This is a genomic window from Achromobacter sp. EG18 (assembly GCF_059759395.1).
The window spans coordinates 5608202-5630318 of the sequence record NZ_CM186213.1; the positions used below are offsets into that span (position 1 = coordinate 5608202).

Annotated in this window: 22 protein-coding genes; 14 read left to right on the forward strand and 8 right to left on the reverse strand. The window is 65.0% G+C overall.

Going from position 1 to position 22117, the window contains the following annotated elements:
• The first annotated feature begins 10 nt into the window (after positions 1 to 10).
• From AC6CR5_RS25940 to dnaJ, 5 genes are all read left to right on the forward strand, one after another.
• Entirely contained in the window at positions 11 to 244 is a 234-nt protein-coding gene (locus tag AC6CR5_RS25940; protein ID WP_006389043.1) for a hypothetical protein, read from the forward strand.
• Positions 245 to 451: 207 nt separating this feature from the next.
• Positions 452 to 1009 carry a nucleotide exchange factor GrpE gene (grpE, locus tag AC6CR5_RS25945; RefSeq protein ID WP_006389044.1) on the forward strand — a complete coding sequence of 186 codons (558 nt, stop codon included), beginning with the start codon at positions 452 to 454 and terminating at the stop codon, positions 1007 to 1009.
• A 14-nt stretch (positions 1010 to 1023) separates the two neighbouring features.
• A complete protein-coding gene (locus AC6CR5_RS25950) occupies positions 1024 to 1428 on the forward strand; it encodes a thioredoxin family protein (RefSeq protein ID WP_498085053.1) in 405 nt (134 codons plus the stop codon).
• A gap of 81 nt (positions 1429 to 1509) precedes the next feature.
• On the forward strand, positions 1510 to 3435 hold the full coding sequence (gene dnaK / locus AC6CR5_RS25955) for a molecular chaperone DnaK (RefSeq protein ID WP_020924906.1): 1926 nt from the start codon (positions 1510 to 1512) through the stop codon (positions 3433 to 3435).
• 109 nt (positions 3436 to 3544) lie between these two features.
• On the forward strand, positions 3545 to 4675 hold the full coding sequence (gene dnaJ / locus AC6CR5_RS25960; protein WP_006389047.1) for a molecular chaperone DnaJ: 1131 nt from the start codon (positions 3545 to 3547) through the stop codon (positions 4673 to 4675).
• A 361-nt stretch (positions 4676 to 5036) separates the two neighbouring features.
• On the opposite strand, the gene AC6CR5_RS25965 is transcribed toward dnaJ, so the two are convergent.
• A complete protein-coding gene (locus AC6CR5_RS25965; protein WP_006389048.1) occupies positions 5037 to 5426 on the reverse strand; it encodes a DUF4148 domain-containing protein in 390 nt (129 codons plus the stop codon).
• A 285-nt stretch (positions 5427 to 5711) separates the two neighbouring features.
• The gene (locus tag AC6CR5_RS25970; RefSeq protein WP_395500806.1) at positions 5712 to 8465 is read right to left on the reverse strand and encodes a M16 family metallopeptidase; all 2754 of its coding nucleotides are present in this window, start codon (positions 8463 to 8465) and stop codon (positions 5712 to 5714) included.
• 111 nt (positions 8466 to 8576) lie between these two features.
• On the opposite strand from AC6CR5_RS25970, the gene AC6CR5_RS25975 reads away from it, so the two are divergent.
• From AC6CR5_RS25975 to AC6CR5_RS25985, 3 genes are all read left to right on the forward strand, one after another.
• Positions 8577 to 9176 carry a GNAT family N-acetyltransferase gene (locus tag AC6CR5_RS25975; RefSeq protein ID WP_006389050.1) on the forward strand — a complete coding sequence of 200 codons (600 nt, stop codon included), beginning with the start codon at positions 8577 to 8579 and terminating at the stop codon, positions 9174 to 9176.
• Positions 9177 to 9491: 315 nt separating this feature from the next.
• Positions 9492 to 9872: a hypothetical protein gene (locus tag AC6CR5_RS25980; protein WP_006389051.1), complete on the forward strand. Its 381-nt coding sequence runs from the start codon at positions 9492 to 9494 to the stop codon at positions 9870 to 9872.
• Positions 9873 to 9964: 92 nt separating this feature from the next.
• On the forward strand, positions 9965 to 10522 hold the full coding sequence (locus AC6CR5_RS25985) for a GNAT family N-acetyltransferase (protein WP_051429011.1): 558 nt from the start codon (positions 9965 to 9967) through the stop codon (positions 10520 to 10522).
• A 40-nt stretch (positions 10523 to 10562) separates the two neighbouring features.
• Here AC6CR5_RS25985 and AC6CR5_RS25990 read toward each other — a convergent pair whose 3' ends face one another.
• Together AC6CR5_RS25990 and AC6CR5_RS25995 are read right to left on the reverse strand one after the other, a co-directional pair.
• Positions 10563 to 11735, reverse strand: coding sequence for a vWA domain-containing protein (locus tag AC6CR5_RS25990; protein ID WP_054516458.1), 1173 nt, complete (start codon positions 11733 to 11735; stop codon positions 10563 to 10565).
• A gap of 22 nt (positions 11736 to 11757) precedes the next feature.
• A complete protein-coding gene (locus AC6CR5_RS25995) occupies positions 11758 to 12639 on the reverse strand; it encodes an AAA family ATPase (RefSeq protein WP_006389054.1) in 882 nt (293 codons plus the stop codon).
• A gap of 178 nt (positions 12640 to 12817) precedes the next feature.
• On the opposite strand from AC6CR5_RS25995, the gene AC6CR5_RS26000 reads away from it, so the two are divergent.
• The gene (locus AC6CR5_RS26000) at positions 12818 to 13171 is read left to right on the forward strand and encodes a c-type cytochrome (protein WP_006389055.1); all 354 of its coding nucleotides are present in this window, start codon (positions 12818 to 12820) and stop codon (positions 13169 to 13171) included.
• 15 nt (positions 13172 to 13186) lie between these two features.
• Positions 13187 to 13549: a c-type cytochrome gene (locus AC6CR5_RS26005; protein ID WP_026382324.1), complete on the forward strand. Its 363-nt coding sequence runs from the start codon at positions 13187 to 13189 to the stop codon at positions 13547 to 13549.
• Positions 13550 to 13617: 68 nt separating this feature from the next.
• Here the strand turns inward: AC6CR5_RS26005 and AC6CR5_RS26010 are convergent, their stop codons facing one another.
• A complete protein-coding gene (locus AC6CR5_RS26010) occupies positions 13618 to 14043 on the reverse strand; it encodes a DUF1841 family protein (protein ID WP_006389057.1) in 426 nt (141 codons plus the stop codon).
• A gap of 205 nt (positions 14044 to 14248) precedes the next feature.
• Between AC6CR5_RS26010 and icd the strand changes: the two genes are divergently transcribed.
• From icd to AC6CR5_RS26030, 4 genes are all read left to right on the forward strand, one after another.
• Entirely contained in the window at positions 14249 to 15505 is a 1257-nt protein-coding gene (gene icd, locus AC6CR5_RS26015; RefSeq protein ID WP_006389058.1) for an NADP-dependent isocitrate dehydrogenase, read from the forward strand.
• Positions 15506 to 15739: 234 nt separating this feature from the next.
• Entirely contained in the window at positions 15740 to 16717 is a 978-nt protein-coding gene (locus AC6CR5_RS26020) for a glycosyltransferase family 9 protein (protein ID WP_498085054.1), read from the forward strand.
• A gap of 122 nt (positions 16718 to 16839) precedes the next feature.
• A complete protein-coding gene (locus tag AC6CR5_RS26025; RefSeq protein ID WP_269887052.1) occupies positions 16840 to 18111 on the forward strand; it encodes an O-antigen ligase family protein in 1272 nt (423 codons plus the stop codon).
• Between the two features lie 244 nt (positions 18112 to 18355).
• On the forward strand, positions 18356 to 19900 hold the full coding sequence (locus tag AC6CR5_RS26030; protein WP_024067989.1) for a methyl-accepting chemotaxis protein: 1545 nt from the start codon (positions 18356 to 18358) through the stop codon (positions 19898 to 19900).
• Here AC6CR5_RS26030 and dapA read toward each other — a convergent pair.
• The 3 genes from dapA to AC6CR5_RS26045 form a co-directional block, all read right to left on the reverse strand.
• Complete coding sequence (gene dapA, locus AC6CR5_RS26035) at positions 19878 to 20777, reverse strand: 4-hydroxy-tetrahydrodipicolinate synthase (protein ID WP_006389062.1); 900 nt, start codon at positions 20775 to 20777, stop codon at positions 19878 to 19880. The two genes, AC6CR5_RS26030 and dapA, sit on opposite strands and share 23 nt — an antisense overlap.
• A gap of 3 nt (positions 20778 to 20780) precedes the next feature.
• Positions 20781 to 21026 carry a hypothetical protein gene (locus AC6CR5_RS26040; protein ID WP_498085055.1) on the reverse strand — a complete coding sequence of 82 codons (246 nt, stop codon included), beginning with the start codon at positions 21024 to 21026 and terminating at the stop codon, positions 20781 to 20783.
• Between the two features lie 217 nt (positions 21027 to 21243).
• On the reverse strand, positions 21244 to 21999 hold the full coding sequence (locus tag AC6CR5_RS26045) for a TorF family putative porin (protein ID WP_241059875.1): 756 nt from the start codon (positions 21997 to 21999) through the stop codon (positions 21244 to 21246).
• Positions 22000 to 22117: the final 118 nt, after the last annotated feature.

The window sequence follows — 22117 nt, forward strand, 5'->3', positions numbered from 1 at the left end:
GAGAGGGCGCATGCACCATGATCCCAAGACGGGCAAGATTGTGAAAAAGGGGAACGTCAGCACCCCGGTGGACGAGGATCAGGTCGAACACGAGCTGGACGAGGCGCTGGCCGAGACCTTCCCCGCAAGCGACCCGATCGCCATCAACCCGGAACCCGACGACGACCCTGCCGTCGACCGGGCCCTGAAAGACACCTTTCCCGCCAGCGACGCGCCGGCCCCGGCCCAGCCGGGCAAGAAATGACCTGTCGTTGACCGGGCCGGACGGGCATTTTGCCCCCTGATCCTGGGCGTCTGAAGGGGCTCCAGGAGAACGGCGGGCTTCTTGCCGTGGATTCCGCCCCGTCCCAAGGGTGGTCCGCGACGGGGAATATTTGCTTTCCCGGGCTTGAAATAGGGGTATTGGCCCCCATTCATGTCTGCGAAAGCCATTCTTTTTGGAGGATTCCCCATGACGGCACCCAACGAGCCTGTAGATCAGACGCCCGGATTCGGCGATGACGCCGATGCGGCCCCCGCCGCCCAGGACGCCGCGCAGGCCGAGCTGAACGAGTTGCGCGCCCAGCTGGACGCGGCCCAGGCTACCGTCAATGAGCAGCAGGACCAGCTTCTGCGCGTGCGCGCCGAAGCCGAGAACGTGCGCCGCCGCGCCCAGGAAGAAGTGTCCAAGGCGCGCAAGTTCGGCATCGAGTCGTTCGCGGAAAGCCTGGTGCCGGTCAAGGACAGCCTGGAGGCCGCGCTGGCCCAGGCCGACCAGACCGTGGACACGCTGCGCGAAGGCGTCGAAGTGACGCTCAAGCAGCTGGCCGCCGCCTTCGAGCGCAACCTGCTCAAGGAAATCGCGCCGGTCCAGGGCGACAAGTTCGATCCGCACCTGCACCAGGCTATTTCGTCGATTCCCGCCGAGCAGCCCGCCAACACGGTGGTGCAACTGCTGCAGAAAGGCTACGTCATCGCCGATCGCACGCTGCGCCCGGCGCTGGTAGTGGTGTCCGCCGGCCAAGGCTGAGCGGGCGGCGCGCCATGACCGATCCCCGTTTCGACCCGGCGCAGGTCTTCGCGGTCTTCGACATGCGGCATGTCGACTCCGCGGGATTCGACGCGGCCGTGGTCCAGGCGCCGGGATTGGACCTGCGCTGCGTGTTCCTGTGGGGCCAGGATTGCTATAACTGCAATCTCTTCAAGCAGGCGGCATTGCTGCACCAGGAAACCCTGCTGGGCCTGGGCCTGACCTGGTTCGAGGCTGACGTCTACGCCGACGAACCCCTGGGCCGTCGCTTCTCCCTGCATGGCGTCCCCACTTTTGTGCTTTACCGGGCCGGAAAGCGGCTCGGCCGCATTACCGGTTGGCCCGGATTGCCCCAGTTCACGGCGGCGATCCGGCGCCTGCAGGAGACCCCGGCGGAAAATTCCAGCCAGGCGTCTTGAAAAACCCTGCGGGCAGCCCCAGTTATGTGGGGACAGGAAATTTCTCTCCAATTTCACAGATTTATCCAAGGTAACCCGACCATGAGCAAAATTATTGGCATCGACCTGGGCACGACCAACAGCTGCGTGGCTGTCATGGACGGCGGTCAGGTCAAGATCATCGAAAACGCCGAAGGCGCCCGCACCACCCCCTCGATCGTCGCTTACATGGACGACGGCGAAACCCTGGTGGGCGCGCCCGCCAAGCGCCAGGCAGTGACCAACCCCAAGAACACCCTGTACGCGGTGAAGCGCCTGATCGGCCGCAAGTTCGAGGAAAAGGCGGTGCAGAAGGACATCAACCTGATGCCCTATGCCATCGTCAAGGCCGACAACGGCGACGCCTGGGTGGAAGTGCGCGGCAAGAAGATGGCGCCTCCCCAAGTGTCGGCCGACGTGCTGCGCAAGATGAAGAAGACCGCCGAGGACTACCTGGGCGAGGAAGTGACCGAGGCCGTCATCACGGTGCCGGCCTACTTCAACGACAGCCAGCGCCAGGCCACCAAGGACGCCGGCCGCATCGCCGGCCTGGAAGTCAAGCGCATCATCAACGAGCCGACCGCGGCCGCGCTGGCCTTCGGCCTGGACAAGACCGAAAAGGGCGACCGCAAGATCGCCGTGTATGACCTGGGCGGCGGCACGTTCGACGTGTCCATCATCGAAATCGCCGACGTCGATGGCGAAAAGCAGTTCGAAGTGCTGTCGACCAACGGCGACACCTTCCTGGGCGGCGAAGACTTCGACCAGCGCATCATCGACTACATCATCGGCGAGTTCAAGAAGGAACAAGGCGTCGATCTGTCCAAGGATGTGCTGGCCCTGCAGCGCCTGAAGGAAGCCGCCGAAAAGGCCAAGATCGAGCTGTCCTCCAGCCAGCAGACCGAGATCAACCTGCCGTACATCACGGCCGACGCCTCGGGTCCGAAGCACCTGAACCTGAAGATCACGCGCGCCAAGCTGGAAGCGCTGGTCGAGGAACTGATCGAACGCACCATCGAGCCCTGCCGCGTGGCCATCAAGGACGCCGGCGTGAAGGTTTCCGACATCGACGACGTGATCCTGGTCGGCGGCATGACCCGCATGCCCAAGGTCCAGGAAAAGGTGAAGGAATTCTTCGGCAAGGATCCGCGCAAGGACGTGAACCCCGACGAAGCCGTCGCCGCCGGCGCCGCCATCCAGGGTTCCGTGCTGTCGGGCGACCGCAAGGACGTGCTGCTGCTGGACGTCACCCCTCTGTCCCTGGGTATTGAAACCCTGGGCGGTGTGATGACCAAGATGATCCAGAAGAACACGACCATCCCGACCCGGTTCTCGCAGACGTTCTCGACCGCCGACGACAACCAGCCGGCCGTGACGATCAAGGTGTTCCAGGGCGAGCGCGAAATCGCCGCGGGCAACAAGGCCCTGGGCGAGTTCAACCTCGAAGGGATCCCGCCGTCGCCGCGCGGCATGCCGCAGATCGAAGTCACGTTCGACATCGACGCCAACGGCATCCTGCACGTGTCGGCCAAGGACAAGGGCACCGGCAAGGAAAATAAGATCACCATCAAGGCCAACTCGGGTCTGTCGGAAGACGAGATCCAGCGCATGGTCAAGGATGCCGAGGCCAATGCCGAGGAAGATCACCGCGTCGCCGAACTGGCCCAGGCCCGCAACCAGGCCGATGCGCTGGTGCACGCCACCCGCAAGTCGCTGACCGAATACGGCGACAAGCTCGAGGCGTCCGAGAAGGAAAGCATCGAAGCGGCCATCAAGGCGCTGGAAGACACGCTGAAGGACGGCGACAAGGCCGCCATCGACGCCAAGGTCGAAGCCCTGTCGACCGCCTCGCAGAAGCTCGGCGAAAAGATGTACGCCGACATGCAGGCGCAGCAAGCGGCCGGCCAGCAGCAGGCCGCCGACAACGCGAAGCCGGTGGACGACAATGTCGTCGACGCCGACTTCAAGGAAGTCAAGCGCGACCAATAATGGCCGGGCGCTGACCTGCCTCTGCCGCCCGGTAGCCGGAGAAATCCGCCTACCGGGCGAACTCATTCTGTAGCACTGAAAAGAAGGCTCTCCCCCGAGCCCACCGATCATGGCAAAACGCGACTATTACGACGTCCTGGGCGTGGCAAAAAATGCCTCGGACGACGAACTCAAGAAGGCCTATCGAAAGCTGGCCATGAAATACCATCCGGACCGCAATCCGGACAGCAAGGAAGCCGAAGAGAAGTTCAAGGAAGCCAAGGAAGCCTATGAGGTCCTGGGCGATGAACAGAAGCGCGCCGCGTACGACCGCTACGGCCACGCGGGCGTCGACCCCAACGCCGCGGGCATGGGCGGCGGCGGCATGGGCGGTGGCTTCGCCGACGCCTTTGGCGACATCTTCGGCGAGATCTTCGGCGGTGGCGGCGGTGGCCGCCGCGGTGGCGGTCCCCAGGTGTACCGCGGCGCCGACTTGAAGTACGCGCTGGAAATCACGCTGGAGCAGGCAGCGGCCGGCTTCGACACCGAGATCCGCGTGCCCAGCTGGGAAAACTGCGACACCTGCCACGGTTCCGGCGCCAAGCCCGGCACCTCGCCCAAGACCTGCCGCACCTGCGGCGGCTCCGGCGCGGTGCGCATGCAGCAGGGCTTCTTCAGCGTCCAGCAGACCTGCCCGACCTGCCACGGCAACGGCAAGGAAATCACCGATCCGTGCGTGGCCTGCGATGGCGTCGGCCGCATCCGCCGCAACAAGACCTTGCAGGTCAAGATCCCGGCCGGTATCGACGACGGCATGCGCATCCGCTCCAGCGGCAATGGCGAGCCGGGCATCAATGGCGGCCCGCCGGGCGACCTGTATGTGGAAATCCACATCAAGCAGCACAAGATCTTCCAGCGCGATGGCGACGACCTGCACTGCGAACTGACCATCCCGTTCACCACGGCGGCGCTGGGCGGTGAACTGCAGGTGCCGACGCTGGGCGGCAAGGCCGAGATCTCGATTCCCGAGGGCACGCAGTCCGGCAAGACCTTCCGCCTGCGCGGCAAGGGCATCCGCGGCGTGCGCGGCAGCTATCCGGGCGACTTGTACTGCCACGTGGTGGTCGAGACGCCGGTGCGCCTGAGCGATGACCAGAAGAACATCCTGCGCCAGTTCGAGGCCTCGCTGAACGACGGCGGCGACCGCCACTCGCCGCAAAGCAAGTCCTGGACCGATCGCGTCAAGGAATTTTTCAGCTGAATCGCCTGACCTGACTCCCGCCATTGCGGCGGACCACGGCCCAGGGTCTGGAGGTATCCGGACCCTGGGCCGCTTTCATTGTGGCAGGCGGCACGACGTCGGGGCGAAAAAAAAAACCGCGGCTTGCGCCGCGGTTTCACTACGGGTACTGCTACTTCTTGCTTCAGACTTCGTACTGCTGACTACGGGTGCTGCTAACTACGGGTCTTGCTAACTACAGTTGCTGCCTCTTCCAAAACAGACTTCGTACTGCTACTACAGGTCCTGCTACTTCCACTGCTACAGTTCTGCCGCTGTGGCCGGAAAATACCGACCCCGAACCATGATGCCGTCCGAGGCCGGTCGGGCTACAGCAAGCAGCTCACCGGGTGATCGGCGGGTATTCGAGCTCGCCGAACGTGTATTGGCCGCTGGCCTTGGCCTGGGCAAGTTCCTGCTGGACTTCGGCGCGGCTCTTGCCGGCGGCGGGCGCTGCCACGACCGGCGGGTATTGCAGTTCGCCGAAGGTGTATTCGCCGCTGGTCTTGGCTTGTTGCAGCTGGGCCTGCACTTCCTGCGAGCTCAGGCTGGTGGCCTGGGGCAGGGCGGGCGGGTAGTCCAGCTCGCCGAAGGTGTATTGGCCGCTGACCTTGGCTTGTTGCAGTTCGGTCGCGACCTGGGCGCTCGACTTGGCTTGCTCGACACCGGCGGCTTGCGCGCCGGCGCCGGCCAAGGCTAGGGAAATCAGAAGGGTAGTCGTCAGGGTTTTCATAATGACCTCCAATGTTGTAGACGGGGCCGAATCCGGCGGCCCTCCGTCGTGGTTCGTTGTTTGTTCCCGATGACTGAATTGTGCGCGTCATCCCACTTGGGATAAACCCGTATATCTTGAAAACATCTTTCCAAATGGATGGGTAATAAACATTTGGATAAGAAATCTCCCCGTTTATGGCATGGTCATGCGCCCAGCCCGTCCCTCATGAGGGGAACGGGGTGGCGGACAGGCAAAAAAAAGCCCCTGCCGGAGCAGGGGCGTGGGATGCCGGAAGGCGTGGCGTCAGGGCGCCTTTTTCTTGAAGTCGCCGGCGACGGCGGTGCTGAAGCCGTCCGGGCGCAGGTACTTGCGCAACGCCGCGTTGACCACGTCAGGGGTGAGGGCGGTGATCTTCTTGTCCATTTCGGCCGACCATTCGAAGGTGCGGCCACGTTGCAGGTAGTCGAGCCAGGTGCCGGCCAGCACATCGTCCTGGGCGCGGGCCAGGTTGCGGTAGTTCAGCAGGGCGGTGATGCCTTCGGAGATTTCCTTGTCGGTGAAGCCGTCCTTGAGCACACGGGCCAGTTCCTCGCCGATGGCTTTTTCCAGGCGCTCGCGGTTCTGCGGCGCGTAGATGGCGTACATGGTCCAGCTGGCGCTGGGTTCGAACGACGACACCGACAGCGAGCTGCGCACGTTGTAGGACAGGCCTTCGGTCTCGCGCACACGGTTCCACAGGCGCGAGGTCTCCGAAGCGCCGAACAGGTAGTTGGCCAGGTACAGCGCCGGGTAGTCGGCGTCGCTGTCCTGCAGCTTCAGGGGCATGCGCGAGATGTAGAACGCATTGGCCTTGTCCGGGGTCTCGATGTCGAACTGCTTGGCCGGGATGTCGCGGTACGGATTGCCGACACGGGTGTAGGCGGGGGCGCGTTTCCAGCCCGCCAGGCCATCCTTGACGGCCTTTTCGACGGCTTCGGGCTCGAAGTCGCCGACGGCCGAATATTCGATCTTGCCGGCGCCGTAGAACTTGGCGTGGAACTTGACCAGTGCGTCACGGTTCAGTGCGCGCACGCCGGCCAGGGATTCCTCGAACGTCGGCACGTAGCGCAGGTCGTTGGCGGGCCACGGATTGTCCTGGCGGGCCAGGGCACGTCCGGCCAGGGCCTGCGGCTCGGTCATGGCGTTCTGGATCGAGGTTTCGAGCTGGCGCTGGTATTCCTCGAGCTGTTCCTTGGGGAAGTTGGCGTTGCGCACGATGTCCAGGGCGAGGCGGGTCAGTTCGGGCAGGTTTTCACGCTTGGTCGACATGGCGATCCTGAGCGTGGTGCCGCCGCCGCTGAAGCCCAGCTCGGCCTGCAGTTTGTCGAGGCGGTCCTGGATGTCCTGGCGCGACAGCTTGGCCGTGCCGCGGGCCAGCAGGTCGGCCACGGCGCTGGAGTTCACGCGCTGGCCGAGCAGGTCTTTTTCGTTGCCGAACTGGATCAGCATCTGCGCCTGCACGCGGTTGCCGCGGGTAGCCTTGGGCAGCAACGCCAGCTGCACCGGGCCGTTGGGCAGGTCCAGCGTCTTGCGCTGGGTCAGGCGGTCGATGTTTTGCGGAGTGGGATCGAACGCGGATGCCGCCTTGAAGTCGGGGTCGCCCTTGTAGTCCTTGAACACCGCGGTCAGGTCGACCCGTTGCGTCTGCGGCGCGCGCAGCGGCTTGTCGGTCGGGATGTAGCGGCCTTCGATGCGATTGCTTTGCACCAGGTAGGTGGTGGCCGCCTGCTGCACCTCGGCCAGCGTGGCCTTGCGGGCGCGGTCACGCTGCAGGAAGAACAGGCGCCAGTCGCCGGCGGCGATGGCTTCGGACAGCGCCACGCCGACTTGTTCGGGATCGCTGTAGGTCTGCTCCCACGAGGTCAGCCATTTGCTGCGCGCGCGGTCGAGTTCCTGTTGGGTGAAGGGTTTCTTGCCCAGCGTCTCGAGCGTGCCGGTGAGCGCCTTCATGGCCGCGTCCTGGCTCTTGCCCGGGGTCAGTTGAGCGGCGAACATTGCCAGGCCCGGATCCAGGTTTTCCATGGTGAAGCCGAACACGCCCGAAGCCAGCTTGGTCGGCACCAGCGCGTGGTAGAGGCGGCCGGACGGCGTATCGGCCAGGATGGTGGTGGCGAGGTCGAACGGCACGAAGTCGGCGCTGCCGGCGGCCGGGATGTGGTACATCGCCGCGACCAGCGGCGTGCCGCCGGTACGGCGCAGGGTGACGGCGCGCTCGCCATCCTGGGCCGGTTCGACGGTGTATTCAGGTGGCAGCTGGCGGTCCGGCTTGGGCAGCTTGCCCAGCGTGGATTCGATGTCGGCCAGCGTGGCCTGCGGATCGAACTTGCCGGCCACGATCAGCACCGCGTTGTCGGGCTGGTAGTACTGGTGATAGAAGGCGCGCAGCTGGCCGATGTCGACGTTCTCGACGTCGGAGCGGGCGCCGATGGTGTTCTTGCCGTAGCTGTGCCATTGGAAGGCGGCCGCCTGCATCTTCTGCATGAGGATGCGGAAAGGGCTGTTCTCGCCGCTTTCCATCTCGTTTCGCACCACGGTCATTTCGGAATCGAGGTCTTCCTTGGCGATCAGGGAATTGACCATGGCGTCGGCCTGCCAGCCGAGGTACCACTTGAGGGTGTCGGGGTTGGCGGCGAAGCTGGCGAAATAGTTGGTGCGGTCGCTGGAGGTCGAGCCGTTGGCCTGCAGGCCGCGGCGCGAGAATTCGCCCATGGCGTTGCGGGTGGTGGACGTGCCCTTGAACAGCATGTGTTCGAGCAGGTGGGCCATGCCGGTCTGGCCGTAGTTCTCGTTGCGAGAGCCCACCAGGTAGGTCATGTTGACCGTGGTCGAGGGCTTAGATTCGTCGGGAACCAGCAAGACGCGCAGGCCGTTGCTGAGGCGGTATTCGGTGATGCCTTCAATCGAGGCGGCCTCCGTGACGCCGGCCGGCAGGCTGGCGGCTCCGGCCTGGAAGGCCAGGAAGGATGAAAACAGCAGCGCGCCCAGGGGGCGCGGCAGCTTCGATATGGACAGGCGCATGGCGGACTATTCCTTTGGCATGGCAGAATCCGTTGGAGTGTATACGGTGTGAATGGTTCAGGGCCTTGGGCCCTCGCACGCCGCTCCGTCATTCTGTCTGGAAAACCGCGCATGTCGCTATCCCTTGAAATCGAGACTCCCCGGCTGGTGCTCCGACAGTGGCTGGCTGCCGACCGCAAGCCGTTCGCCGCCATGAATACGGATGCGCGCGTGACCCGCTACCTTCTGCCGATGAGCGCGGCGCAAAGCGACGCGTTGGCCGATCGGTTGGCCGCGGGCATCGACGAATACGGTTGGGGATTCTGGGCCGTCGAAGCGCCGGGCGTCGCGCCGTTCATCGGATTCGTCGGGATCAAGGCGCTGGCGCCGACGCTGCCGTTCGCGCCTGGCGTGGAAATCGGCTGGCGCCTGGCCGCGCCCTATTGGGGCAGGGGCTATGCCAGCGAAGCCGCGCAGGCCGCGCTGCGGGTGGGATTCGAGCAGGTCGGTCTTTCCGAGATCGTGGCGTTCACGGTTCCGGAGAACGAGCCGTCACGCGCGGTGATGCGGCGCCTGGGCATGCGCGAGGAAGCAGCGCGCTTCGCGCATCCGGCGGTGCCGGACGGTCATCCCTTGAAGACGCATGTGTTGTATCGGCTGGCGCGCGAGGCCTGGCGGGCGCGGAAAAATGGTGACGCAGGAACAGGCGCGGAGCCGGTCGCGGCCGCATAAGGACTGATGGGGGGGGCGATAAGGGCCGGCAAGCCTTGGCAACCGGGGCTGGTGCAACGCAACACGCTGGCGTGGCCAGGCCGATTTGAGGTCGGGACGGGCGCGGGTGTAAGCTTTGCAGAACGTAGTTGCTGTTGTCGACGGGACGCGCGACAGCCGTCTACAGGTTTCCCGTCCAACGCCAGCCGCCGCCCCGCCGGGTCGCAGACCTGCCCCATGCCGGATCGCGACCCCGCCCCGCGGGCGACGACGGTGCTTGCTGTTCGCGCCTTCGCCGCCGGCATCCTGCCGGCGCATCTTTCGGAGGAACGACCCATGCTGACCGAGATCGTCACGCGTGCCTTGTCCCAATTGACCGGCAGCCCCATGAGCGGCGACCGCATCAAAGGACAGTTTCAGTACGCTTATGCCAGTGATGACGGCCAATTCGTGGCCATACTGACCCATGACATGACCACCTATGTGGTGGACCTGCGCACGCAGCGCTATTTCGCCGAATGCGGAGGCTCGCCGCGAGGCTTTGCGGGGCATGTGCTCGAGATGGAGGGCGCCGAGGCGCGCCAGCATCCGTGGCCCGCGGCCAATGACCTGTTCGACCTGGATATGGACGCCGACGAGCTGTCCTGGCGCCAATGCCCCGGGATGCGCAGCATGGCCGAAGGCGCCCACCGATCTGTGGAGAGCCGCGCCGCCTGAGAGTGGCCAGAAGCGGCAGTACCGTCACTGAACCGGCGAGATCGCCGGTTTTTTTTATCTTGCGGTCGGGGTGGCTCGCTACAATCCGAAGCATGACTTCCCACGCTGATAACCGCGCCCCGGACGGCGCCATCCTGGTCGACTGCACGCACGAACGCCATGCGGACCAGATCCTGGCCATCTTCAATGAAGCCATCGCCACTTCGACCGCGCTGTACGACTACAAGCCGCGGCCGCGCGAGGCGATGCTGGGCTGGTTCCAGGCCAAGGCCGCCGGCGGCTTCCCGGTGGTGGGATTCGAGAACGCGGCAGGCGAGCTGATGGCGTTCGCCAGCTACGGCACGTTCCGCGCCTGGCCGGCCTACAAGTATTCGGTCGAGCATTCCGTGTATGTCGACGGCCGCTTTCGCGGGCGGGGTTTGGGCGAGGCGCTGATGCGCGTGCTGATCGAACGCGCCCGCGCCAACCAGGTGCACCTGATGATCGGCGGCATCGACGCGGCCAACCAGGGCAGCATCAAGCTGCATGAGAAGCTGGGATTCGTGCATGCCGGTACCATCCGCGAGGCCGGCTTCAAGTTCGGTCGCTGGCTCGACCTGGCTTTCTACCAGTTGACCCTGGATACGCCGGCGCAGCCGGTGGACGGCTGAAGCGAGCCACGGGGACTGCGCCGCCAGGCGCGGCGGCGCGTCACTTCGACAGCACCCGCATCGCCTGTTCCAGGCCCGCGACCGTCACGGGGTACATGCGGTCCTGCATGATGTCGCGCATCAGGGCGATCGACTGGCGGTACTGCCACGACGCGGTGGGCTCCGGGTTGAGCCACACGGACTTGGGCCAGGCGTCCAGCAGCCGGCGCATCCACTGCGCGCCCGGTTCCTTGTTGTAGTGCTCGACCGAGCCGCCCGGCTGCAGGATCTCGTAGGGGCTCATGGTGGCGTCGCCGACGATGATCAGGCGCCAGTCGGGGTTGTACTTGCGCAGCACGTCCCAGGTGTCGAAGCGTTCGTTCTGGCGCCGGCGGTTGCTCTGCCACAGGCTCTCGTAGGGGCAGTTGTGGAAGTAGTAGACCTCGAGGTTGCGGAACTCGCTGCGGGCCGCGGAGAACAGTTCCTCGACGCGGCCGATGTGGTCGTCCATGCTGCCGCCGACGTCCAGCAGCATCAGCACCTTGACCGTATTGTGGCGCTCCGGGACCATGCGCAGGTCCAGGTGCCCGGCATTGCGCGCGGTGCTGGCGATGGTGTCGTCAAGGTCCAGTTCGAGTTCGGCGCCTTCGCGCGCGAAGCGCCGCAGGCGGCGCAGCGCGACCTTGAAGTTGCGCGTGCCCAGCTCGACCTGGTCGTCGTAGTCCTTGAACTGGCGCATGTCCCAGACCTTGACCGCGCTGCGGTTGCCGGCCGACTGGCCGCCGACGCGGATGCCTTCGGGGTGGTAGCCGCCGTTGCCGAAGGGCGAGGTGCCGCCGGTGCCGATCCATTTGCTGCCGCCGGCGTGGCGTTCCTTTTGCTCTTCCAGGCGTTCCTTGAAGAGCTCCATCAGCTTGTCCCAGCCGTGCTTCTCGATGGCGGCTTTCTCTTCCGGCGTCAGGCTCTTCTCGAACTGCTTGATGAGCCAGTCCAGCGGGATGTCCTTGCCCGCCGGCAGCGCGGCCTCGATGCCCTTGTAGTAGGCGCCGAAGGCCTTGTCGTAGCGGTCGTAGAGCGCTTCGTCCTTGACCAGCGCGGTGCGCGCCAGGAAGTAGAAGTCGTCCAGCGTCGGCGTCATGACGTCCTGGCGCAGCGCGTCCACCAGCGTCAGGTATTCCTGCACCGAGACCGGCAGCTTGTGGGCCCGCAGGTGGTAGAAGAAGTCGATCAGCATGGCGGCCGCCGTGAGTGGAACGTCAGCGGCGCTGGGCGCCGCGGGTCATGGCGGCGAGCCGTTCCAGCAGGTGCACGTCCTGTTCGTTCTTGAGCAGGGCGCCAGCCATCAGCGGCACCGCCGTGGCGGTGTGCGCGTCGATCTGCGCCGCGCTGACGTCCTCGGCCAGCAGCAGGCGCAGCCAGTCCAGCAGTTCGGAGGTCGACGGCTTTTTCTTCAGGCCGGGCGCGTCGCGCAGGCTGAAGAAGGTGTCGAGCGCCGCGCGCAGCACGTCCTGCTTGAGTTCGGGAAAGTGCACCGCGACGATGTCGCGCATGGTCTCGCGGTCGGGGAAACGGATGTAGTGGAAGAAGCAGCGGCGCAGGAAGGCGTCGGGCAGGTCCTTCTCGTTGTTGGAGGTGATGATGACCAGCGGCCGGTGGCGCGCGGCGATGGTCTGGCGCGTTTCGTACACATGGAACTCCATGCGGTCCAGTTCGCGCAGCAGGTCGTTGGGGAATTCGATGTCGGCCTTGTCGATCTCGTCGATCAGCACCACCACCGGCTGCTCGGCCTCGAAGGCCTGCCACAGCGTGCCCTGCACGATGTAGTTGCGGATGTCGCGGACTTTTTCGTCGCCGAGCTGCGAGTCGCGCAGGCGCGACACCGCGTCGTATTCGTAAAGACCCTGATGCGCCTTGGTGGTGGACTTGATGTGCCACTGCAGCAAGGGGCGGTCCAGCGCGCGCGCCACTTCCTCGGCCAGCATGGTCTTGCCGGTGCCGGGTTCGCCCTTGATCAGCAGCGGGCGCTGCAGTGTCAGGGCGGCGTTTACGGCGAGCTTCAGATCATCGGTGGCGACGTAGCGATCGGTGCCATCGAAGCGTGCTTGCGGTGCGGAAGGAGCGGTCTGGGCAGCGGACATGGATCAGCGGACTTCTCAGGGTTGATGGGGATCAAGGCCATTTTCAGGTATTAATCCTGAGCAATTATCGTACAATCAGGCGGTTTTGCAGTTGGGTTCGACCCGCAACGTGTTTGCCGGGGGCCTTTCTGTGTGAGCAGGCCCTAGTCCTCAAGCCATACCAAGAAGAGCCATCCCAATGAAGTTGCGATTCTCTCGGAAGTACTCGGTTTCCCTGCTGGCCGCGCTGGCATCCTGTGCGATCGCCGGCCAGGCAAGCGCCGCAGATGCAGCCCCGGTCGGCAATGTCCAGAACGCCCGCGACAAGGTGTCCATGTGCATCGGTTGTCACGGCATCGAAGGCTACAAGGCAACGTTTCCCGAGCTTTACCATGTGCCGATGATCGCTGGGCAGAACGCGAAATACATCGAAACCGCCCTCAATGAGTACAAGAAAGGCGCGCGCAGCCATCCCACGATGGACGCCATTGCCGGCAGCCTGTCCGACCAGGACATCGCCGATCTGGCCGCGTACTACTCGAATCTCAAATAACCGGGGGGCAATCACATGAACCGTACCATGCTTGCCCTCGCGGGCGCGACGTTGGCCATTTCGGGCGCTGCCGCCCAGGCCCAGGACCTGGTGGCCGGCAAGGCCGTCTTCGAGAAATTCCAGTGCGCGTCGTGCCACGGCGCCGACGCCAAGACGGCGGTGGACCCGGCCTATCCGACGCTGGCCGGCCAGCATGCCGACTACCTGGTGCATGCGCTGAAGGCCTACCGGCGGGGCGCTTCGGGCAGCGCGGCCACGGCCAATGTGCGCAAGAACCCCATCATGGGCGCCTTCGCCACTCAGTTGTCGGACCAGGACATCAGCAACGTGGCCGCCTGGCTGTCGTCGTTGCCCAGCGACCTGGGCGTGCGAAAATAAGGCCGCGTTCGATCTGGCGAAAGTGAAAAACCCTCGGCATGCCGAGGGTTTTTCGTTGGGCGGGCGGTTCAGCGTTCGGCGCGCTGGCGGATCAGGTCGATGTAGGTATCGCTGTCCAGCGGCGTGCCCAGGCGCTGCGCTTCCCAGACCACCCGGCCCAGGCATTCCATGATCTCGTGCGCGGCCTGGTGCGCGTCGGTGCGCGCCACCAGCCGCTGGTAGGCGCTGCGGATGCCGGGCGGGTGGTCGATCGACAGTTGCTCGGCGATGGCAAGGTGCATCGACAGGTGCAGGAACGGATTGGTGCGGCCTTTTTCGACCGCGTACTCGGCGGTCATGGCGTCCGGGCTTTCGAGATCGGGATGGTATTCCGGATGTTCGATGATCCAGTCCAGGGCCATGGCCTCCAGCGGGGTCAGGACCTGGTTGGCGCGGTGCTTGCGCCAGGTTTCGATGAAGAATTCGCGGACTTGGTCGCGGGAAGGGTTGAACATCGGTAGAAGGATGCCATGCGGGCTATAGATGGCTTTATTTTACCGCCCGCGGGTCCGCCGCCCGCTCGCCGGCCCCAATGCGATATAGAATTGGTTGCTATCCGCCATCCAGTGCGCGTTTCGCCGGGGCCGCGCGGCCCTGCGGACCACACGCCGGCCGATGGGCGCGCGTGCAGCAAAACCACTCGGAGCAAATGGAGCATTCATGTCCTACCAACATATCAAGGTGCCCGCTGGGGGCCAGAAGATCACGGTCAACGCTGATTTCTCGCTGAACGTGCCCGATCAGCCCATCGTGCCCTATATCGAGGGTGATGGCACGGGCGCGGACATCACCCCCGTGATGATCAAGGTCGTCGACGCCGCCGTGCAAAAGGCCTACGGCGGCAAGCGCAAGATCCACTGGATGGAGGTCTATGCCGGCGAGAAGGCCACCAAGGTCTACGGCCCGGACGTCTGGCTGCCCGACGAGACCCTGGAGGTCGTCAAGGACTACGTGGTGTCGATCAAGGGCCCGCTGACCACCCCGGTCGGCGGTGGCATCCGCTCGCTGAACGTGGCGCTGCGCCAACAGCTGGATTTGTACGTCTGCCTGCGTCCGGTGGCGTATTTCAAGGGTGTGCCGTCGCCGGTGCGTGAACCGGAAAAGACGAACATGGTGATCTTCCGCGAGAACTCGGAGGACATCTACGCCGGCATCGAATACATGGCCGAAAGCGAGCAGGCCAAGGAGCTGATCCAGTTCCTGCAGACCAAGCTCGGCGTCAAGAAGATCCGCTTCCCCAACACCTCGTCCATCGGCATCAAGCCGGTGTCGCGCGAAGGCACCGAGCGCCTGGTGCGCAAGGCGGCGCAGTACGTCATCGACAATGACCGTACCTCGCTGACCCTGGTGCACAAGGGCAACATCATGAAATTCACGGAAGGCGGTTTCCGTGACTGGGGCTACGCGCTGCTGCAGAAGGAATTCGGCGCGCAGCTGATCGACGGCGGCCCGTGGTGCAAGTTCAAGAATCCCAAGACCGGCCGCGAGATCATCGTCAAGGACGTCATCGCCGATGCGTTCCTGCAGCAGATCCTGCTGCGTCCGGCCGAATACGACGTGATCGCCACCCTGAACCTGAACGGCGACTACATCTCCGACGCGCTGGCCGCGCAGGTGGGCGGCATCGGCATCGCCCCGGGCGCCAACCTGTCGGATTCGGTCGCCATGTTCGAGGCCACGCACGGCACGGCGCCGAAGTACGCGGGCAAGGACTACGTCAACCCGGGTTCGGAGATCCTGTCGGCGGAAATGATGTTGCGCCACATGGGCTGGACCGAGGCGGCCGACCTGATCATCTCCAGCATGGAAAAATCGATCCTCTCAAAGAAGGTCACTTACGACTTCGCGCGCTTGCTCGAAGGCGCGACCCAGGTGTCCTGCTCGGGCTTCGGCCAGGTCATGATCGACAACATGTGATCGGGAGCGTCTCTGCGCTTCGCCCCTAAAACCCGCATGCCGCGAGGCCTGCGGGTTTTTTTTGGGGGCGCGATGCGCCGATGCCGCGCCGGTTTCCATCGAGCTGAAAAGGATCCGCGTGTGGATTTATGCGTCTCGCTGAGACAAAAAGCATCAAATTGTGATTATTACACCGTTATAATTCCCGCGTTTCCAATACGGTAATCCTTTTCAGTCCGCGGATATTCCTTCGACATGGCACAACCAGCCCCCAATATGCCGCCCTATGACGCTTCGGCGAGTGTCCGAGGCCTGCGTGACGCCAAGCGGGTCGCGCTGCTGATGGCGCCCCGATTGGGCGACACGCTGCTCATGATGACCATGGCGCACAACCTGATCGCGCATGGGCGCGAAGTGACCATTTTTGGCGACTATGCGTATGGCTTGCGCGATTGGTTCCCGGGGATGGACATTCGACCTTCCCTGGCAGAGGAACAGGCCGCCGCGGTGTTGGCGGGCTACGATTGCGCCGCCCAGATGCACGTCGGCTGGCCCTACGCCTTGCATGCCTGCGCCCCGTCCTATTTCTATTACGATGCGCATGTGGTGATTACCGGCAGGGGATTCGTCAAACTCAACCAGATCAGGGACTATTGCCGCGATGAACTTGGCCTGGCGCTGTCGGATACCGACATCGGTCTGCGCCCGCCGGTGGCGGGGCGCCACCGCATCTTCGAGAAGCGGGTGGCGGTGCATCCGTCGTCCACCGGCCCGGATCGCTGCTGGGCACCGCGGCATTTCGTCGAGTTGGGCCTGCGGCTGCAGCGCCAGGGCTATGAACCGGTGTTCATCCTGGCTCCCCACGAGCGTGCCGACTGGGCCTGCCTGACCGAGGCCGGCCTGGCCATCCAGCAGTCGCCCGCCCTGGTGGACGTGGCGGCGTTCATCCACGAATGCGGCTGGTTCATCGGCAATGAATCCGGTGTCGGCCACCTGGCGTCCAGCGTGGGCGTGCCGACGCTGACCTTGACCGGGCGCCCGACCCGCACCAAGGCGTGGCGTCCCGGTTGGTCGATGTCCCGCATCGCCTACCCTGCCTATATCCCTGGAGGCCGCTGGCGCGACCGCCTGTGGCGCGAGTGGTTGCGGCCGGGCAGCGTCATGGCGGCGTTCGAAGGCCTGACGCGAGACTACAAGAAATCCATCATGGCTTCGAAAGTCGCTCGATCGTAATGCAGGCCGGCGGGGGGCGGCAGCCGTTGCCGATCCCGCCGATGCCGCCATGGCCTGCGGGCCGGCACCCACTTTTTCCTCGAAGCGCCGACTGGTCGCCGCAAAGGCCAGGCTGAACAACTATGCCCATTCTTCTTTTACGCAGCGTTGCGGTCCTGACGCTGTTGATTCCCGCCCTGGCGTTGACCAGCGCCGTAGGCGGACCGGTGATCATCTATCTGACGGCCCTGATCGCCCTGGCGACCATGGCGGTCAACCTGTCGCGCCGCTGGGAGCCGTTCGCGCTGAAAGAGCTGGTCCCGATGGCGATTGCCCTGGGTGTCCCGCTGCTGGTGATGTTCATCAACAACGTCAGCCTGGGCATTTGGAGTTCCTCCGAGTTCGAGAAACTGCTGCGCTTTGCGCTGGCGATTCCGGTTTGCTGGATGTTGATGCGGGTGCCGCGCAATTGGTTGCGGCATGTGCAATGGAGCCTGCTGTTCGGCGCCATCGTTGGTTCGTTGATGCTGATCTACATCGTCCTGTCGCCGAGCCTGGGGCGGGGCGCGGTATCGGATTTTGGCGGGCGCTACAACGCAGTGGGTTTCGCCGATCTGACCATATTCTTCGGCCTGGCGTCGCTCTTGACCCTGCCCTGGACGCTTTCACGCTGGCCGCGCCTGGAGGCCGCGCTGAAGCTCGCCGCGGTGCCGCTGAGCATCTACGCGGTATGGGTCTCGCAGACGCGCAGCAGTTGGGCATTGCTGGTGATTTTCGGCGTGGTGTATCTGCTGACCAAGCGTCGTTGGACACGGCGCACTAAACTGCTGTTCCTGGCCGGACTGGTGCTGGTGATGACGGCCGTTGCGGCGATTTCGTGGCAGTCCAAGGACAGCCGCTGGAAAAAAGTGATATCGGACCTGGACCGGTATGAACACCATGATCGTGACACGTCGGTGGGTATCCGCATACAGCTCTGGAAAGCCTCTTGGCTGATGTTCCAGGAGAGTCCGCTGGTGGGGGTGGGCGTACCCAGCTTCCGCTCGGAATTGGCCAAGCTCGAACAGCAGGGTGTGGTGACCGAGGAGGTCTCGATCGGCTACGGCGAGCCGCACAATGACATGCTGGGCGCACTGGCAGGCTACGGCTTGCTGGGTTTGCTCAGCATTCTGGCCCTGTACCTGATTCCCGCGGCGATCTTCTGGCGCCGTTCCGCCAGCGACGACCCGGTGGTGCATGTCGGTTCGCAGATCGGCTTGCTGTTCTGCCTGGGATACTTCGTTTTTAGCCTGTCGGAAATGATGTTCCGCAACATGCGCAGCGTGCCGATCTACGCGCTGACGGTGGTGGTGCTGTACGCGCTGACGTCGGCCCGCACCGGGTTGGCGCAGCAGCGCCTGGCGGCGCGGCGCTAGCCGCCAACGGCCGCCGGCGCGGGCGGCTTGTCCGCATGAAAAGCAAGGCTTGTATGGCCTTGCTTTTTTTTTGCGCGCGCGTTGCGCGGCAAATGCCCGACGGGCTTGACGTAGATCAAGCCGGGCCGGCCTCGTCGGTTAAAACCCTGCTGCTCCCTCGTATTCTGATCAGACGCAACAGATAAATCGTCACATTTCGCCGTCTTTGGTTGCGGGCGCGGAAGGACATCAGGAAAGAGGGCCTATGAAGAATTCAAGCTTGCGCAGGGAGTTGCTGTGGTTCGTGCTGGCGATCGGGGTCGCGGTGCTGGCCCTGGGTGGCTGGGATGCCTGGGAACGACGCGCCGAGATGCTGGCCGAGCGCAAGACCGAATTGCGCCACGTGCTCGACCTGGCGGCCAGTATCGTGCGCAATGGCAAGCAACGCGCCGTCGAGGAGGGGCTGTCCGTCGAACAGGCCAAGCGCAATGTGGCGCAGCGCCTCGCGCAGCTGCGCTATGGCGCGGACGGCTACGTCGGCGTGTTCGACGACGGCTATGCGTTGCTGGTGCATCCGGATGCGAAGCTCGCCGGCACCAATGTGCGCGCGGTCAAGGACAGCGATGGCCTGCCGATTTTCGAGAATCTCCACGAGCGGGGCAGGGCGGGCGGTGGTTTTGTCGAATACCGCTTCCCGCGGCCGGGGTCGGAAGCGTCGCTGCCCAAGATCAGCTATGCCGCCCATGACCCGGAATGGGGCTGGCTGATGTTCACGGGCCTTTATGTGGACGACGTCGACGCGGCGTTCCGCGCCACGCTGTGGCGCCAGGGCGGCGTGACGCTGTTGCTGCTGGTGCTGCTGCTGGCGGCGGCGCTGCGGTTCTTCCGGTCGCACATCATTCGTCCGCTCGATGAAGCGGTGACGGTCTGTGAACGCGTGGCGCATGGCGATCTGTCGAGCATCGTTTCGCGCCATCATCGCGGCGAAATCGGCCGGTTGTTCGATGCCATGGCGCTGATGCAGGAGCGGCTGGACGTGGCGGTGCGCAGCATCGTCCATTCCACCGGTTCGATCGCGGCCGCATCGCGCCAGATCGCCGCGGGCAGCATGGATTTGCACGACCGCACCGAGAAGCAGGCGGCGGCACTGGAGCAGACCGCGGCCAGCGTCGAACAGATCACCGCGACCGCCAGGCAGAGCGCCGATCACGTGCAGCAGGTGAGCGCGCTGGCGGGCGAATCGGCGCAGCTGGCGCGCCAGGGCAGCGAAGAAACCCAGCACGCGATCGACGCGATGCACGAGATCTCGCAAAGCTCGCAGCGGATCGACGAGATCATCCGCCTGATCGACGAAATCGCTTTCCAGACCAATATCCTGGCGCTCAATGCCGCCGTGGAGGCCGCGCGCGCCGGCGAGCAGGGCCGCGGGTTCGCGGTGGTGGCAGGCGAAGTGCGGGCGCTGGCGCAACGCTCGGCCACCGCCGCCAAGGAGATCAAGACCCTGATCGAGGCATCGTCGGATTCGGTGGCGCGCGGTAGCCAGCGGGTGGAACAGGCCAGCGCCACCATGGGCAGCGTGCTGCAATCGGCCGCGACCAGCGCGCCGTTGATGGGCGAGATCGCCACCGCGTCGGCCGAGCAGAGCGTGGGCATCGAACAGATCAACCAGGCGGTGACGCACCTGGACAGCGTGACGCAGCAGAATGCGGCGCTGGTCGAGGAGTTCGCCGCGTCCGCCGCCACGCTGCACGATCAGGCCGACGACCTGGCGCGCGCGGTGGCGGTGTTCAAGCTGTCTGCAGCCTACTAGGCGACCCCTGCACCACGCTCATCGCGCGTTGCAGGCGTGGCGTCAGTTCGCGGCTGGCGCTGGTCATGGGCAGGCGCAGTTCGTCGGCGATCAGGCCCTGCAGCGCCAAAGCCCGTTTGATCGGCGCCGGGTTGGGTTCGGCGAACAGCAGGCGGGCCAGGCCGCGCAGCGGCTCGAACAGCTCGCGCGCGGCCTCGGCGTGGCCGTCGCGCGCCAGCTGCATGACCTCGACGAAGCGCTCGGGGAACAGATGGGCGGCGGCGGGGATGGCGCCGCGTCCGCCGGCCAGAAAATGGTCGGGCAGCGCCAGGTCTTCGCCGCACAGCGCCTCGAGATGGCCGCGCGCGTTCAACGCCATCAGCGCGGCCGGATTGCATTCCTTGACCGCGCGCAGATTGGGCAGTAGCGCCAGCGATTCCATGGTCTCGACGGTCATGGAGACGCCGGCGCGCTTGGGAATGTTGTAGAGGATGATGGGGCGTTCGGTGGCCCAGGCGATCTGCCGGTAGTGCCACAGGATGCCCTGCTGCGACGGGCCGAGGTAGTAGGGCGGCGGCACCAGGTAGCCGGCGGGGGCGTACTTGTCCAGGCGGCGGATGGCGGCGGCCACGCCGCGCGTGTCGACGCCGCCGGCGCCGAACACCAGCGGCAGCGCGTGCGGATCGCGGCGGATGGCCTCGATCATCTCGATCTTCTCGGGGATGGACAGCAGGTTGCCTTCGCCGGTGGAGCCGAACAGCACCAGGCCGGCAATGCCGGCATTGCGGTAGTAGCGCGCCAGGGCCTGGGCGGCCTCGCAATCGACGTAACCGCCGCGCATCGGCGTGACCATCGGCAGCCAGATGCCGGGGAACGTGGCTTGGACCGAGGTATCCATGGCTCACTGCACCGTGATCGCGGCGGCCGCGCGCAGCGGGCCGAACTCGGCCTGGGGCAGGCCACACATCACCGCGTGCATCAGGGCATCGACCTGGCCGCGATCGCATTGCAGCTGCAGGATGCTCTGGCCGTGCGCATGATCCACCGACAGCACGTAGACGCCGATGCGCTCGCCCAGTTCGCGGTGCAGCGCCAGCCGTACCTTCAGGGCGTCCAGGGTGTCGATCCTGACGGTCAGGGCAACCATCTCCGCGGGCCGCGGCGCATGGGCCGGGGCGGGGCGATCAAACGAGGCGCGCGTGCTGCGTTCTTGGCGGGGAATCATGGTGTCTGGCGGGGCGGCGGCCGTGCTGGCTGGCGCGTATCCGGTTGGTTGATGACGATTCCACTATAGAAAGCGGGCCGTAAAACCTGCCGATAAATGCGGGCGCGAAGCGTAAAAAGCGCGTCAACGCCCGGGCGCGTCAGAACGTCTTGGTCAGCGACAGCAGGCCGGTGGCGCGGCCCATGTAGCGGCCGCGGCTATTGGTGTAGACCGCGCGGTCGGCATTGGTGTCGATATAGGCGACCGAGATGGCCAGGCCCTGGCCGAAGTCCTTGGTCAGGCCCAGCTTCCAGTCGGTGTAGGCGCCGTCGGTGAGGTTGCGGACCGTCTGGCGGCCGACGTGGGCGTTGACGGTCAGGCCCCAGAAACCGGTGTCGAAGTTGCCGCTCAGGTCGAAGTACTGGCTGTACTTGCTGTCGGCGAAGCCGAACAGGTTGGTCATGGCGACGGAATACTTGAACATGACCGGGCCGTAACCCACGCCGGCGTACAGTTCGGTGGTGTCTGGGCTGGTGTAGCCGGAGGGGTAGTCGCCCGGGTAGTAATACTGCAGCACGCCCAGGTCGAACGGCACGTCCGGCGCCAGGTTGCCCTTGTAGCCGCCGTAGAAGTCCATTTCCACTGGCGCCGACACATCGCTGTTGCCGTCATTGAGCCAGCTGACGCTGGAGTTCCAGTTGCCCAGGTACAGGCCGCTGGCATGGGTGAAATCGAAGCCGCCCTGGATGGCGGGCTTGTTGTTGGTCTGCATCAGGCCGCGGTAGCGGTACTGGCTGGCCAGGGTGACGTTGGCGGTCAGCGTGTACTCGGGGGCGTCGGCGTCGGCGCTGTCGGCGGCATGCGCAGGGGCGGCCAGGGCCACCAGCGCAAGCGCGGCCAGGGTGTTGCGGGACATGGGATTCTCCTGTGTTGGACGGGACCGCCAAGATAGGAGAAGCGGCGTAAACGGCGAGACAAGACTTACGTGGCCGGCGTAAAAGGCGCATCAATGATGATGGGTATAGTGCGCGCAC

Coding starts and splice junctions, on each gene's coding strand:
- AC6CR5_RS25950 (WP_498085053.1), top strand. CDS start 1,024: ATGACCGATCCCCGTTTCGACCCGGCGCAGGTCTTCGCGGTCTTCGAC.
- AC6CR5_RS26025 (WP_269887052.1), top strand. CDS start 16,840: ATGCCCATTCTTCTTTTACGCAGCGTTGCGGTCCTGACGCTGTTGATT.
- grpE (WP_006389044.1), top strand. CDS start 452: ATGACGGCACCCAACGAGCCTGTAGATCAGACGCCCGGATTCGGCGAT.
- AC6CR5_RS25980 (WP_006389051.1), top strand. CDS start 9,492: ATGCTGACCGAGATCGTCACGCGTGCCTTGTCCCAATTGACCGGCAGC.
- AC6CR5_RS25985 (WP_051429011.1), top strand. CDS start 9,965: ATGACTTCCCACGCTGATAACCGCGCCCCGGACGGCGCCATCCTGGTC.
- AC6CR5_RS26030 (WP_024067989.1), top strand. CDS start 18,356: ATGAAGAATTCAAGCTTGCGCAGGGAGTTGCTGTGGTTCGTGCTGGCG.
- AC6CR5_RS26005 (WP_026382324.1), top strand. CDS start 13,187: ATGAACCGTACCATGCTTGCCCTCGCGGGCGCGACGTTGGCCATTTCG.
- icd (WP_006389058.1), top strand. CDS start 14,249: ATGTCCTACCAACATATCAAGGTGCCCGCTGGGGGCCAGAAGATCACG.
- AC6CR5_RS25970 (WP_395500806.1), bottom strand. CDS start 8,465: ATGCGCCTGTCCATATCGAAGCTGCCGCGCCCCCTGGGCGCGCTGCTG.
- AC6CR5_RS26020 (WP_498085054.1), top strand. CDS start 15,740: ATGGCACAACCAGCCCCCAATATGCCGCCCTATGACGCTTCGGCGAGT.
- AC6CR5_RS25995 (WP_006389054.1), bottom strand. CDS start 12,639: ATGTCCGCTGCCCAGACCGCTCCTTCCGCACCGCAAGCACGCTTCGAT.
- dnaK (WP_020924906.1), top strand. CDS start 1,510: ATGAGCAAAATTATTGGCATCGACCTGGGCACGACCAACAGCTGCGTG.
- AC6CR5_RS26040 (WP_498085055.1), bottom strand. CDS start 21,026: ATGGTTGCCCTGACCGTCAGGATCGACACCCTGGACGCCCTGAAGGTA.
- AC6CR5_RS25965 (WP_006389048.1), bottom strand. CDS start 5,426: ATGAAAACCCTGACGACTACCCTTCTGATTTCCCTAGCCTTGGCCGGC.
- AC6CR5_RS25940 (WP_006389043.1), top strand. CDS start 11: ATGCACCATGATCCCAAGACGGGCAAGATTGTGAAAAAGGGGAACGTC.
- AC6CR5_RS26010 (WP_006389057.1), bottom strand. CDS start 14,043: ATGTTCAACCCTTCCCGCGACCAAGTCCGCGAATTCTTCATCGAAACC.
- dapA (WP_006389062.1), bottom strand. CDS start 20,777: ATGGATACCTCGGTCCAAGCCACGTTCCCCGGCATCTGGCTGCCGATG.
- AC6CR5_RS25975 (WP_006389050.1), top strand. CDS start 8,577: ATGTCGCTATCCCTTGAAATCGAGACTCCCCGGCTGGTGCTCCGACAG.
- AC6CR5_RS25990 (WP_054516458.1), bottom strand. CDS start 11,735: ATGCTGATCGACTTCTTCTACCACCTGCGGGCCCACAAGCTGCCGGTC.
- AC6CR5_RS26045 (WP_241059875.1), bottom strand. CDS start 21,999: ATGTCCCGCAACACCCTGGCCGCGCTTGCGCTGGTGGCCCTGGCCGCC.
- dnaJ (WP_006389047.1), top strand. CDS start 3,545: ATGGCAAAACGCGACTATTACGACGTCCTGGGCGTGGCAAAAAATGCC.
- AC6CR5_RS26000 (WP_006389055.1), top strand. CDS start 12,818: ATGAAGTTGCGATTCTCTCGGAAGTACTCGGTTTCCCTGCTGGCCGCG.